A 13,040-nucleotide genomic window follows, 5' to 3' on the forward strand; every position below is an offset into this window, starting at 1 on the left:
GTCGTCGTTACATCCTGAAGACACCGAATTTGGTGTCGGGGATTTCGGCGTTGAGCGCGGCCGACAGGCCCAGGCCCAGCACCATGCGGGTGTCGGCCGGGTCGATGACGCCGTCGTCCCACAGGCGCGCGGTGGCGTAGTACGGGTGGCCCTGGTGCTCGTACTGGTCCTTGATCGGCTGCTTGAACGCGGCTTCCTCGTCGGCCGACCAGGAGCCGCCCTTGCCCTCGATGCCGTCGCGCTTGACGGTGGCCAGCACCGACGCGGCCTGGTCGCCGCCCATGACGGAGATGCGCGCGTTGGGCCACATCCACATGAAGCGCGGGGAAAAGGCGCGGCCGCACATGCCGTAGTTGCCGGCGCCGAAGCTGCCGCCGATGATGACGGTGAACTTGGGCACGGCGGCGGTGGCGACGGCGGTGACCATCTTGGCGCCGTTGCGGGCGATGCCTTCGTTCTCGTATTTGCGTCCGACCATGAAGCCGGTGATATTTTGCAGGAACACCAGCGGGATCTTGCGCTGCGCGCACAGCTCGATGAAGTGCGCGCCCTTCAGCGCCGATTCCGAGAACAGGATGCCGTTGTTGGCGATGATGCCGACCTTCATGCCGAAGATATGGGCGAAGCCGCAGATCAGCGTGGTGCCGTAGCGCGCCTTGAATTCATCGAATTCGCTGCCGTCGACGACGCGGGCGATGACCTCGCGCACGTCGAACGGCTTGCGGGTGTCGACCGGGATCACGCCGTACAGTTCTTCGGCGGCGTATTTCGGCTCCTCCGCCTCGCGCAACGCACCCTGTTGCGGCTTGGTGCGGTTCAAATTCGAGACGATGGTGCGCGCCAGCGACAGCGCGTGCAAATCGTTCTGCGCCAGGTGGTCGGCCACGCCGGACAGGCGGGTGTGGACGTCGCCGCCGCCCAGGTCCTCGGCCGTGACCACCTCGCCGGTGGCCGCTTTGACCAGCGGCGGGCCGCCGAGGAAGATCGTGCCCTGGTCCTTGACGATGATCGATTCGTCGCTCATGGCCGGCACGTAGGCGCCGCCGGCGGTGCACGAGCCCATGACGACGGCGATTTGCGGAATGCCCTTGGCCGACAGGTTGGCCTGGTTGTAGAAGATGCGGCCGAAGTGGTCGCGGTCGGGGAAGACGTCGTCCTGGTTGGGCAGGTTGGCGCCGCCCGAGTCGACCAGGTAGATGCACGGCAGGTTGTTCTGGTCGGCGATCTCCTGCGCGCGCAGGTGCTTCTTGACCGTCATCGGGTAGTAGGTGCCGCCCTTGACGGTGGCGTCGTTGCAGACGATGACGCACTCCTGGCCGGCCACGCGGCCGATGCCGGTGATGATGCCGGCCGCCGGCGCGGCGTCGGCGCCGCTGGCGTCCCGGTACATGCCGTGGGCGGCCATCTGCGACAGTTCGAGGAAGGGCGTGCCGGGATCGAGCAGCATTTGCACGCGGTCGCGCGGCAGCAGCTTGCCGCGGGCGACGTGCTTGGCCGAGGCCGCCTCGCCGCCGCCGGCCGCGATCTGCGCGACCTTGGCGCGCAGGTCGTCGACGACGGCCCGCATGGCGGCGGCGTTGGCCTTGAAGTCCTCGCTGCGGGGATTGAGCTTGCTTTCGATCTGCGGCATTGTTTTTCCTTTGTGCGCGTGGTCGTCTCGCACGCGTCGTGATGATTATTCGGGAAAACTACCGTCAACGTAGAACCAGCGCGGGCCGCCCTCGGCCGGCTCGCGCACGAAGTTGCTGATCTCGTGCAGGCGCTGCGCCTTGCCGTTGACCTTGAACCGGGCGACGAATTCGACCGTGTCGCGGTCCGGATCGGCCTGCGCGCTTGCCTCTGGTGCAACTTCTGCTTTACGTTGACGTAAACGTAAAGCGGATTTTACCTCAAGTCCCAGCCATTGCAATTTTTCTTCGTCGCCGATGATCGGCTCGGCCGGCCGGGTGCTGGCGTGCCACGTGGCCAGCAGGTAGCGCTCGTCGCGCAGGCCATAGGCGGTGTAACGCGAGCGCATCAGCGTTTCGGCGGTGGGCGGGATGGCGGCGCCCGCGATATAGGGGCCGCAGCAGGCCGCGAGGGACGGGCCGCCGCACGGGCAGCCGGCGGGCGCGGCGGACTTGTTGGACATGGATGACAGGACGGGCTGGTGTGACAAGCCAGCATTATCCGCCAAATGGGCCGCTCGCGCAGCGTCCGAAGTTTCGCCGGGCGCACTAAATATAGTGTTTTGCGGCCGTGCGGGCGCACGGGCTGGCGTATCGCTATTACACTAGGGGGGTTAGGAGAAACAAATGAGCCAGAGTGGGTTTGAATTCAAGGCGGACGCCAACGACAGTTCGCCGCTGTACATGCAGATTGCCCGGAAATTGAGCGACGATGTGCATAACGGCCGCTATCAGGTGGACCAGGCGCTGCCGTCCGAACGGGCGCTGTCGGAGTTGCTCAACGTCTCGCGGGTGACCGCGCGCAAGGCCATCGACCAGCTGGTCGACCAGGGCCTGGTGGTGCGCCGGCGCGGCTCGGGCAACTACATCGCGCCGCGCATCGAGCAGCCGCTGTCGAACCTGACCAGTTTTTCGGAGCAGTTGCAGCAGCGCGGCCACGTGCCGGGTTCGCGCTGGCTCAAGCGGGCGATCGTCACGCCCACGCCCGAGGAGCAGCTGAGCCTGGGCCTGTCGCCGTATTCGAAGGTGGCGCGGCTCGAGCGCCTGCGGCTGGCCGACGACGTCGTCATGGCCTACGAGGTCAGCGTGTTGCCGCAGACGGTGCTCAACGACCCGAACGCGGTCGGCGCCTCGCTGTACCAGTATCTCGACAGCATCGGCCAGTCGCCGGTGCGGGCGCTGCAGCACATCCGCGCGATGAACGCGTCGGCCGACCTGGCGCGCCAGCTGGGCGTGCCCGAGGGGCAGGCGGTGCTGTACATCACCCGCATCGCCTATCTGGAATCGGGCGAGGCGATGGAGTTGACGCATTCCTATTGTCATAGCGACCACTACGACTTCGTCGCCGAGATGCGCCGCGCCACCTGACCCCCGCCCTGCCCTCGATGCTGGACAGCGCCGCGCGCGGTACCCGGTGGTGCGGGTGATTTCGTCGGTGTCGGTTCAGGCCTTGAACTGGGTGGTGATCAAATACACCTGGAACGCGAACGAGGCGGCCGCCGCCAGCAGCGCGCGGGCGGCCCATAGCCTGCGGCCCACGCCCGCGCGCGGATGTTGCTTCAGCGCGCCGGAGTACGCCCGGTAGCCCAGATACATGGTCAACGGTCCGAAGATGTAGACCGTGATTATGAGAAACATCATCGGGTAGGACAGCAGGATCAGCAAAAAAGTCAGCAGGTACATGATTTGGCGGCGTTCGGTTGCGTAATGGTCGTCGTGTGCGTATGGTAACTGCCGTGAGCATAACAGTAGCGGCCGCCGCGAAAGGAAGTATGAAGTCAGCGCAACAACGCAACCCGTGGACCTGGGTGCCCAGCATTTCGTTCAGCCAGGCCGTGCCCTACGTGGCGGTGATGATGCTGTCGACGGTGATGTATAAAAACCTGGGCATCTCCAATACCGATCTGGCGTTTTATACCGCGTGGCTGTACCTGCCGTGGGTGATCAAGCCGCTGTGGTCGCCCTTGGTCGAGCTGGTGGGCACCAAGCGGCGCTGGATCGTGCTGCTGCAACTGTTGACGGGCGCCTGCCTGGCGTCGGTGGCGCTGACGCTGCACCTGCCGCAATTTTTCGCCATGAGCCTGGCCGTGCTGTGGCTGATGGCGTTCAGCTCCGCGACCCACGACATCGCCTCCGACGGTTATTACATGCTGGGCTTGCCGAGCCAGGGCCAGCAGGCCGCCTTCGTCGGCGTGCGTAGCGCCTTCTACAAGCTGGCGATGATCGCCGGCCAGGGCGGCATCGTCTACATGGCCGGCGAGTTGATCAAGTCCAGCGGCGACCCGGCCTGGGCCTGGTCGGTGGTGTTCGGCGTGATGGCGGCGCTGTTCCTGCTGCTGTGCGCCTACCACCATTTCGTGCTGCCGCGTCCCGATTCGGACCGCGGCCACGCCGGCGGCGGCGCGCTGTGGACCGATTTCCTTAACACGTTCCGCAGCTTTTTCCAGAAACCGGGCATCGCCGCCATCCTCGGCTTCCTGCTGCTGTACCGCCTGGGCGAGGCGCAACTGCTCAAAATGGCGGCGCCGTTCCTGCTCGACCCGCGCGACCAGGGCGGGCTGGGCTTGACGACGTCGCAGTTCGGCCTGGTCTACGGCACCATCGGCGTGTGCGCGCTGGTGCTGGGCGGGCTGGCCGGCGGCGTGGTCATTTCGCGCTTCGGCCTCAAGCGCGCGCTGTGGCCGATGGTGTTCATCATGCACGTGCCGGACCTGGTGTTCGTCTACCTGGCGACGGCCTTGCCGACCGATATCGTGCTGATTTCGGCCTGCCTGGCCGTCGAACAGTTCGGCTACGGCTTCGGCTTCGCCGCCTTCATGCTGTACATGATCCTGGTGGCCGACGGCGAGCACAAGACGGCCCATTACGCGATCTGCACCGGCTTCATGGCGCTGGGCATGATGCTGCCGGGAATGGTCAGCGGCTGGATCCAGGACCATCTGGGTTATCAACAGTTCTTCATTTGGGCATGTATTTCGACCCTGCCGGCGTTTTTCATGACCGCCAGGGTGCGTATCCCGATTGAATTCGGTAAGAAATAAACGTCCCCGGCTTTACAATAGAAGGCTCAACTGTATCGGGGAATGGTTTTGGTTTTTAATGCAAAGAAACGGCTGACCTTGACCGCCGGCGTGGCCGGCGTCATGGCGGCGCTGCTGGACGGGTGTTCCAGCACGCCAAGCGCGCCCGGCGCCGACTCCGGCGCCCTGCCGCCGCCCTCGCCTGCGCCCGGCACGCCGCGCCAGCCCGGCGCCGCCGCGCCACCGCCGCCGTTCGATCCGAACCTGCCGCCGCCGGCGCCGCGCGAGTTCCGCGCCGCCTGGGTGTCGACCGTCGCCAACATCGACTGGCCCAGCCGCAGCAACCTCAGTTCCGAAAAGCAGCAGGCCGAGGCCGTCGCCATCCTGGAGCGCTGCAAGGCGCTCAACCTGAACGCCATCGTGCTGCAGGTGCGCCCGAGCGCCGACGCCATCTATCCGTCCGAGCTCGAACCGTGGTCGGAGTTCCTGACCGGCCAGCAGGGCCGCGCGCCCAAGGGCGGCTACGATCCGCTGCAATTCTGGATCGAACAGGCGCACGCGCGCGGACTCGAGCTGCACGCCTGGTTCAACCCCTACCGCGCGCGCCACGCGACGGCCAAGTCGGCGCTGGCGCGCAACCACATCGCCAACACCAACCCGGAGGCGGTCAAGACCTACGGCCGCTACCTGTGGATGGACCCGGGCGAGTCGGCCGCCTCGCAGCGCACGCTCGACGTCATCCTCGACGTGGTGCGCCGCTACGACATCGACGGCGTGCACATCGACGATTATTTCTATCCGTATCCGATCGACACGCCCAACGCGGCCGGCCCCGAGGGCGTGGCGCTGGACGGCGGCGGCGCGGGCGGCAAGCAGGAACTGGAATTCCCGGACCAGCCGTCGTGGCAGCGCTATCTGCTCGGCGGCGGCACCTTGGACCGGCCGCACTGGCGACGCCAGAACGTCAATGCGCTGATCCAGGCCTTGTACCTCGGCATCCATAAGGAAAAAAGCTGGGTGCGCTTTGGCATCAGCCCGTTCGGCATCGGCCGGCCGGACCGGCGCCCCGCCGGCATCGTCGGCTTCAGCCAGTACGACAAGCTGTACGCGGACGCCGAGCTGTGGCTCAACAACGGCTGGCTCGACTATCTGGCGCCGCAGCTGTACTGGCCCGTGGCGCAGGCGCCGCAGGCGTTCGACGTGCTGCTCGACTACTGGCTGGCGCAGAACACGCGCGCGCGCCACGTCTGGCCGGGGCTGTACACCAGCCGCATCGACAACACCGCCAAGACGTTCGCGCCGGAGGAGATCGTCAAGCAGATCGGCGTCACGCGCAGCCGCGCCGGCGCCCGCGGGCACCTGCACTTTTCCATCGCCGCGCTGATGGAGAACCGCAAAGGCATCACCGACCAGCTCAAGGCGCGCACCTACCAGGCGCCCGCGCTGGCGCCGGCCACGCCGTGGCTGGGGGCTGAGCTTCCTGCCGCGCCGAGCGCCACCGCCAAGCGCGAATCGCAGGGTGTGGGCTTGCGGCTGGCGGCCGGCGGCGGCAAGCCGGTCACGCACTACGCGATCTGGAGCCGCTACGGTGCCGAGTGGCGCTTCGCCGTCGCGCCGGCGTCGCGCGCGGTGCTGCTGCTGGCGGACGACGCGGCCGGACAGGCGGCCGAGATGGTGGTCGTCAGCGCGGTCGACCGGCTCGGCAACGAAAGCGCGCGCGTCAACGTCTACAAGCGCGCCTGACGATGGGCGGCCTGGGCCTCGGCATCGACGCGGGCGGCACGCAAACCCGCTGGGCGCTGGCCGATGCGGCCGGCTTCATCGTCGCCGAGGGCGCGGTCGACGGCATGTCGGCCACGCAGATGGGCAATGACGCCGGCCGCGACGCCGTGCGCGCCGTCTTCACCACGTTGGCCGGGCGGGCGCTGGCCGCCGGCCGGCCCGTGACCGTGTGCGCGGGCGTGACCGGATTCGACGGCGCCGCCGTCCTGCCGGCGCAATGGCTGGCCGAGCTGCTCAACGTCGCGCCGGCCGCCGTGACCGTCCGCAACGATATCGAAATCGCCTATCTGGACGCGTTCTCGCCCGGCCAAGGGTATCTGGTGTACGCCGGCACCGGCTCGATCGCGGCCTGGATCGACGCCGACGGCGGCTTCCACCGCGCCGGCGGACGCGGCGTGACCCTGGACGACGGCGGCGGCGGCTTCTGGATCGCGCGCGAAGCGATGCGCCACATCTGGCGCCTGGAGGACGAGGAGCCCGGCGCGTGGCAACGTTCGGCCATGGCGCGCGCCGTGTTCGACCATGTCGGCGGCAGCGACTGGGCCTTGTCGCGCCAGTTCATGTATGGCCAGGAGCGTGGCGCGATCGGACGGCTGGCGCTGGCCGTCGCCGCCAGCGCCGACGCCGACCCGGTCGCGCGCGGCATCATCGAACAGGCCGGCCGCGAACTGGCGCGCATCGCGCTGGCGCTGGTGCGCCGCCACGGGCCGCGCCCCATTGTGCTGGCCGGACGCGCCGCCACCTTGCATCCGCTGATCGCGCAGACGATGCGCGCGGCGCTGCCGGCGGGCTTGTCGCTGACGCAGCGCGCCGCACAAGCGCACCACGCGGCCGCCCGTATTGCTCTAAACTCACCTAATTGATTCGCTGCCGAGGCTGCCCATGAAGATCGTACCGTTGACCGTTTTGTCCACCCTGATGGCGTTGCTGGCCGGTTGCGCCAGCGTGCCGCCGTCCGAGCCGCGCATCGACCGCAGCCTGACGTCGCGCGGGCAGAGCGACAGGGTCAAGTACATCATCATTCACTACACGGTGTCGGACCTGCCGCGCTCGATCAAGACCCTGACGCAGCAGGATGTCAGCGCGCACTACCTGCTGACCGACACCGAGCAGCCGTTCTTCTACGCGCTGGTCGACGAGTCGCGGCAGTCGAACCACGCCGGCATCAGCAGCTGGAAGATTTATAACCAGCTCAATTCGGCGTCGGTCGGCATCGAGATCGTCAATCGCGGCTTCACCGACACGCCCGAGGGGCGGGTGTGGTATCCGTTCAAGCAGGCGCAGATCGACCAGTTGATTTTGCTGCTCAAGGATATCGTCCAGCGCCACGGCATCAAGCCGGAGAATATTCTCGGCCACAACGACATCGCGCCGCAGCGCAAGCAGGACCCGGGGCCGCTGTTCCCGTGGAAGCAGCTGGCCGACGCCGGGCTGATCGCATGGCCGGAGCCGAGCCGCGTGGCCGCGCGCCTGCCGGGCTATCAGCAGCAGTTGCCGGATGTGCTGTGGTTCCAGCTCAAGCTGGCGCAGCATGGCTACGCGGTGCCGCAGACGGGCCAGTTCGACCAGGCGACGCGCAATGTGCTCTCGGTGTTCCAGTCGAAGTATCGGCAGTCGCTGTTCGACGGCACGCCGGATGCGGAGACGGCGGCGATACTGGATGTGTTGACCAGTCCGCTGCCGCCGGGTGTGCCGGGCGCCGCGGTCAGCAGCACAGCGCGGACGCCGACGCCGCCGATGCCGACCGCGCCGGTGTTGGTGCGGCCGGCTCCGGTAATTCCGCCGGCGCCGGCTGCCGGGATGCCGGTGACGCCGTCGCCGTCCGTGTCCGCACCGGTGACGGCCGCGCCGCCGGCCCCGGGTTCCGCGCCGCTGACGCTGACACCGTCGGCGCCTGCATCGGCGCCGATGCCCACCTTGCCGGCCGCGCCGCAGCCGCCGGTTGAAGTTAAGCCAGTGCCGGCCACCGAGCCGGTCGAGTCGCAATAATTCCGGGTGCCGGCATGACGTCTCCCATCTATTGCGAAACGATTGCCAGCCACCCTGAATTCCGCCGGCTGTCCAGCATCGACGGCATCGCCGTCGACTTGCGCTACGCAACGCCGGATAATTTTGTCGGCCGGGATCTTTACTCGCCGCTGGACTGCGGCTTCCTGCATCAGGATGCGGCGGCCGCGCTCGAGCGGGCTGTCGCCTGGCTGCGTGCGCACCGCCCGGATTACACGGTTTTGGTGCTCGACGCCCTGCGTCCGCAACGGGTGCAGGAGCAGCTGTGGCAAGCGCTGCAAGGCACCGATCTGCTCGGCTATATCGCCGAACCCACGCGCGGTTCGATTCACTCGTTCGGCATGGCGCTGGACGTCACGCTGCTCGATGCGCAAGGACGCGAGCTGGACATGGGGACCGGTTTCGACGATTTAAGCGAGCGCTCGCATCCGGCCAAGGAGGCGGAGATGCTGGCGCGCGGCGAACTGGTGGCTCAGCAAATAGAAAATCGCTGCGGGCTGCGCGACGCGATGTTTCAGGCTGGCTTCGTCGGCATCAATAGCGAGTGGTGGCACTTTGATTGCGGTGATCGGTTGCTGGTGAGGCGCGACTACGCGCGCGTCTTGTAAAACGACACGGGCATTGAGGGAGGGAGCCACTTTTTTCGACTTTTACTAAAACCTACTATCTCTTACTACTACTCGATATTCATCACTATTTCGCACTATTTCGCACTATTCGCTAACTTTTCACACACTAAAACGCGCTAATCGATACTATTTTTTTAGCTGTCTTGATGCGTTAGCAGGTTTTAGCTGTGCCCCTAGCGATTTAGTATGAGTTAGCGCGCAGTAGTAAAGATTAGAGAGGATTAGTAGGATTTAGTAAATCCGGCTTTTTTAAAGACTCGCCTTCCCGCCGCAATCCTTCACGCCCAATTTACCGGTCCACCATCGCCATCCGCTCCTTGCTATAGCGCGGCCCGGCGACCTGCTTCAACGCGTTGTCGAGTATGTCCATCTCGCGAACGTCGAGCGCGACTTCGGCGGCCGCCACGTTTTGTTCTAGATAGGTGCGGCGGCGCGTGCCCGGTATAGTCACGATGTCGTCGCCCTTGTGCATCGCCCACGCCAGCGCGATCTGCCCCGGCGTGACGCCGCGCGCGTCGGCCCGCTCGCGCACGATGGCCGCCGCCCGCATGTTGCGGTCGAAATTCTCCCCTTGCAGACGCGGGTCCAGATGGCGGAAGTCGCTCTCCGGATATTCCTCGGCGCGCTTGGCGCTGCCCGCCAGGAAGCCCCGTCCCAGCGGACTGAACGCCACCAGTCCGATGCCCAGCACGCGCAGCGCCGGGATCACGTCCGCCTCCAGGTTGCGCTCCCACAGCGAATACTCGCTCTGCACCGCGCTGATCGGGTGCACCGCGTGCGCGCGGCGGATGTTGGCCACGCCCGCCTCGGACAATCCGAGATAGCGCACCTTGCCCTCCTTCACCAGTTCGGCCATCACGCCGACCACGTCCTCCACCGGCACCAGCGGATCGATGCGGTGCTGGTACAGCAAATCGATGTAGTCGGTGTTGAGCCGGCGCAGCGAGCCTTCGACCTTGGCGCGGATGCCGGCCGGGTCGCTGGTGACGCCGACGGTTTTGCCGTCGCGGATGTCGAAGCCGAACTTGGTCGCGAGGATGACTTCGCCGCGACGTCCGGCGAAGGCGCGGCCCAGCAGCGCTTCGTTGTCGTAGGGGCCGTATTGCTCGGCGGTGTCGAAGAAGTTGACGCCGAGATCGATCGCGCGGTGCAAGGTGGCGACCGCCTCGGTCTGGTCGGCCGGGCCGTAGGTGTTGCTCATGCCCATGCAGCCGAGCCCCTGTGCCGAGACCGTTAAACCCTGGCTGCCCAAAGTGCGTTGTTTCATGATGACTCCTTGTCGATAGCTACGATTCAGTATGCCACCATCTAAAAAATACACAATCGGCTTAAAATGCAAAGCATTATTGAAGCTAGTGCAACGGTAGGGTGTTCAAATGGAAATGCTGAAGGAAATGGCGGTCTTCGCGCAGGTGGTCGACAGCGGCGGGTTTTCTGCCGCCGCGCGCCATCTTGGCCTGACGACATCGGCCGTCAGCCGCCACGTGTCGCGGCTGGAGGCCTTTATCGGCGGCCGGTTGTTGCAGCGGACCACGCGCTCGGTCTCCCTGACGGAACTGGGCGAGCAGGTGCACACCGCCTGCGTCCGCATGGTGAACACGGCGCGCGAGATCCACTCGCTGGCCGGCAGCTACAGCGCGCGGCCCAACGGCGTGGTGCGCATCAGCGCGCCGGTGGTGCTGGGGCAGCTGTGGCTGGCGCCCCTGCTGCCGGCGTTTCTGGACCGCTACCCGGAGGTCGACGTGCGCCTGTCGCTGGTGGACCGCAATGTCGATCTGATCGAGGAGGGCATCGACCTGGCGATCCGCATTTCGGCCGATCTGGCGCCGGGACTGGCCGCGCGGCCGCTGGGGCCGATGCGCTATGTGCTGGTGGCGTCGCCGCAATATTCGGCCGCGCACGGGACGCCGGCCACGCCGCACGAGCTGCCCGGGCATCGATGCAACTATCTGGGCTACGCCCGTTTCGGCGCCGCCTGGACCATGCGCCGTGAGGGGCCGGGCGAAGCGGAGATCGTCAGCATCCGCGTGCCGTCGCGCTTGACGATCAACAACAGCGCGGCATTGATGGCGGTGGTGGAGGCGGGCGGTGGCATCGGCCTGGTGCCGGACTTCACCGCGCGCGCGGCGTTGTCACAGGGGCGGGCGGTGCGGATATTGGCGGACTGGACGTTCGACGAGCCGTACGCCGGCACCGTGCACGCGGTCTACATGCCCGGCCCGCACCTGGCGCTGAAGGTGCGGGCCATGATCGATTACCTGGTGGCCGAAGGCGCGCTCGGCGCCTAGGGGGCGGCAGGGGCGGCAGGGACGGCAGGGGCGGCAGGGACGGCAGGGATGGCGGGCGCGCCGGAGCGGGCCACCCAGTCGATCAGCGCGTCGAGCACGGCGCGGCCGGCGCCGTTGGCGACGCGCTCGTCGTTGAGCATGGCGACCACGATGACCGGCTGGTTGGCGGCGTCCTGCACATAGCCGGCGACGGCGATCACGCCCTTCAGGGTGCCGGTCTTGATGCGCGCGCGCATCGCGGCCGGGCTGTCCTTGAGGCGCCGGCGCATGGTGCCGTCGGTGGCCGCGATCGGCAGGCTGGCGAGGAACTCGGGCATCCACAGGCTATGCAGTCCCGCCTGCAGCACGCCGGCCACCTGCGCCGGCGTGGCGCGGGCCAGGCGCGACAGGCCGGAGCCGTTGTCGATGACCAGCCCGGTGTCGTCGATGCCGCGTTGCCGCAGCCAGGCGCGGATGGCGGCGTCGGCGCGCGCGGCGGTGGTGGGGTAGGCGGCGTCCGGCGGCAGCGGACGGCTGCCCAGCATCGGGTCCGCCTCCAGGCTGCCCAGGCTGAGGAACAGCGCGCCGGCCAGCGTGTTGTCGGAGTTCTTGTGGATGTCGCGCAGCGTTTCGGGCAGCGGCCGCGAGACATGCTCGGCCAGCAGGCGCAGCACCGGCGCGGTGGCGGACGAGCCGGACGAGCCGGACGCCGTCGACGCGGCCGGCGGCGCGGTGGGTGTCGCGCTGGCGGCGGTGGCGTCGGTGTCGGCGTTGACGGCCGGGGCGGGCAAGGACGGCGGCGTCGGCGCTTGCGCTTCGCGCACCTGGCCGCCCAGCTTGCCGCCGAGCCGGCTCCACGTGGCGCGCAGCAGGCGCTCCAGATAGTCGTGCGGGTCGAGCACGTTGACGCTGATCGATTTGACGCAATCCCTCGGGAAGCTGCCGTGCAGCACCACGTCGATCTGGTCGCCGTCGCGCGCGACGCCGGGCTCGCGCCAGCCGTTTTCCCACGCCGGGCACGGCGCGTCGCTGGCCGCCATTTCCGAGCGCACGCCGACCTTGTCCATCGGCGGCATCATCGCCAGCGACAGCTTGCCGCCGACCGAGCGCATTTCCACCTTCAGCAGGTTGGTGTTGATCAGCAGCGCGTTCGGCAAGACGTTGTAGTAGGCCCACGGATATTCGTCGAACGGCGGCAGGCCGATGTCGGGCCGCGCCGGCTGGAACAATTGCCGGTCGAGCACGACGTCGCCCTTGATGGCCTTGATGCCCTGGTTGCGCAGCGCCTGCAGCATGTGGCCCAGCACGTCCTCGTTGAAGTCGCCGTCGGCGCCGCCGCGCAGGATCAGGTCACCCTGCAGCACGCCGTCGACGACGGGCGCGCTGCTGAGCATTTCGGTGCGGCCGCGAAACACCGGCCCCAGTTGCTCGAGCGCCGTCATGGTGGTGAACAGCTTGACCGTCGACGCCGGCTGCATGATTTGCCGCGGGTTGTGCGACACCAACGTGGCGTCGCCGCGCAGCACCAGCACGCCGGCGGCCTCGGGCGGGATCTGCGCCGCGCGCATCAGCCGCGCGACCGGCTCCGGCAACTCGGTGGCGTGGGCGGCGCCGGCCGCTGCGAGGCTGGCCAGCGCGGCAAGGAGAAGGCGACGAAGCATGGCGATC

General features: G+C 67.4%; 11 protein-coding genes and 1 pseudogene. 7 read left to right on the forward strand and 5 right to left on the reverse strand.

The window, feature by feature from the left end:
- Positions 1-7: 7 nt before the first annotated feature.
- Together BMX85_RS23275 and BMX85_RS23280 are read right to left on the reverse strand one after the other, a co-directional pair.
- Positions 8-1,630, reverse strand: a complete 1,623-nt coding sequence (locus tag BMX85_RS23275) for a carboxyl transferase domain-containing protein (RefSeq protein WP_090324402.1) — start codon at positions 1,628-1,630, stop codon at positions 8-10.
- Between the two features lie 45 nt (positions 1,631-1,675).
- The gene (locus tag BMX85_RS23280; protein ID WP_090324405.1) at positions 1,676-2,131 is read right to left on the reverse strand and encodes a YchJ family protein; all 456 of its coding nucleotides are present in this window, start codon (positions 2,129-2,131) and stop codon (positions 1,676-1,678) included.
- A gap of 163 nt (positions 2,132-2,294) precedes the next feature.
- Between BMX85_RS23280 and BMX85_RS23285 the strand changes: the two genes are divergently transcribed.
- The gene (locus BMX85_RS23285) at positions 2,295-3,035 is read left to right on the forward strand and encodes a GntR family transcriptional regulator (RefSeq protein ID WP_090324407.1); all 741 of its coding nucleotides are present in this window, start codon (positions 2,295-2,297) and stop codon (positions 3,033-3,035) included.
- A gap of 75 nt (positions 3,036-3,110) precedes the next feature.
- On the opposite strand, the gene BMX85_RS23290 is transcribed toward BMX85_RS23285, so the two are convergent.
- Positions 3,111-3,350: a hypothetical protein gene (locus BMX85_RS23290; RefSeq protein ID WP_090324409.1), complete on the reverse strand. Its 240-nt coding sequence runs from the start codon at positions 3,348-3,350 to the stop codon at positions 3,111-3,113.
- Positions 3,351-3,439: 89 nt separating this feature from the next.
- On the opposite strand from BMX85_RS23290, the gene BMX85_RS23295 reads away from it, so the two are divergent.
- From BMX85_RS23295 to BMX85_RS23315, 5 genes and pseudogenes are all read left to right on the forward strand, one after another.
- Positions 3,440-4,708, forward strand: coding sequence for an MFS transporter (locus BMX85_RS23295; protein WP_090324412.1), 1,269 nt, complete (start codon positions 3,440-3,442; stop codon positions 4,706-4,708).
- Between the two features lie 42 nt (positions 4,709-4,750).
- A complete protein-coding gene (locus tag BMX85_RS23300; protein WP_090324415.1) occupies positions 4,751-6,430 on the forward strand; it encodes a glycoside hydrolase family 10-like protein in 1,680 nt (559 codons plus the stop codon).
- Between the two features lie 2 nt (positions 6,431-6,432).
- Positions 6,433-7,332 (forward strand): N-acetylglucosamine kinase, encoded by a 900-nt coding sequence (locus BMX85_RS23305; protein WP_090324418.1) that lies wholly within the window; start codon positions 6,433-6,435, stop codon positions 7,330-7,332.
- 19 nt (positions 7,333-7,351) lie between these two features.
- Positions 7,352-8,128, forward strand: a pseudogene (locus BMX85_RS23310) (N-acetylmuramoyl-L-alanine amidase); the annotation flags it as partial.
- Positions 8,129-8,472: 344 nt separating this feature from the next.
- The gene (locus BMX85_RS23315; RefSeq protein ID WP_090324424.1) at positions 8,473-9,084 is read left to right on the forward strand and encodes a M15 family metallopeptidase; all 612 of its coding nucleotides are present in this window, start codon (positions 8,473-8,475) and stop codon (positions 9,082-9,084) included.
- Positions 9,085-9,394: 310 nt separating this feature from the next.
- Here BMX85_RS23315 and BMX85_RS23320 read toward each other — a convergent pair whose 3' ends face one another.
- A complete protein-coding gene (locus tag BMX85_RS23320; protein WP_090324427.1) occupies positions 9,395-10,372 on the reverse strand; it encodes an aldo/keto reductase in 978 nt (325 codons plus the stop codon).
- A 109-nt stretch (positions 10,373-10,481) separates the two neighbouring features.
- Here BMX85_RS23320 and BMX85_RS23325 point away from each other — a divergent pair, with 109 nt between their 5' ends.
- On the forward strand, positions 10,482-11,393 hold the full coding sequence (locus BMX85_RS23325; RefSeq protein ID WP_229210641.1) for a LysR family transcriptional regulator: 912 nt from the start codon (positions 10,482-10,484) through the stop codon (positions 11,391-11,393).
- Here BMX85_RS23325 and BMX85_RS23330 read toward each other — a convergent pair.
- Positions 11,390-13,033, reverse strand: a complete 1,644-nt coding sequence (locus BMX85_RS23330) for a D-alanyl-D-alanine carboxypeptidase/D-alanyl-D-alanine-endopeptidase (protein WP_090324429.1) — start codon at positions 13,031-13,033, stop codon at positions 11,390-11,392. The genes BMX85_RS23325 and BMX85_RS23330 overlap by 4 nt on opposite strands.
- Positions 13,034-13,040: the final 7 nt, after the last annotated feature.

The organism is Duganella sp. CF517 (genome assembly GCF_900110275.1).
Classification (GTDB): Bacteria; Pseudomonadota; Gammaproteobacteria; order Burkholderiales; family Burkholderiaceae_D; genus Rugamonas.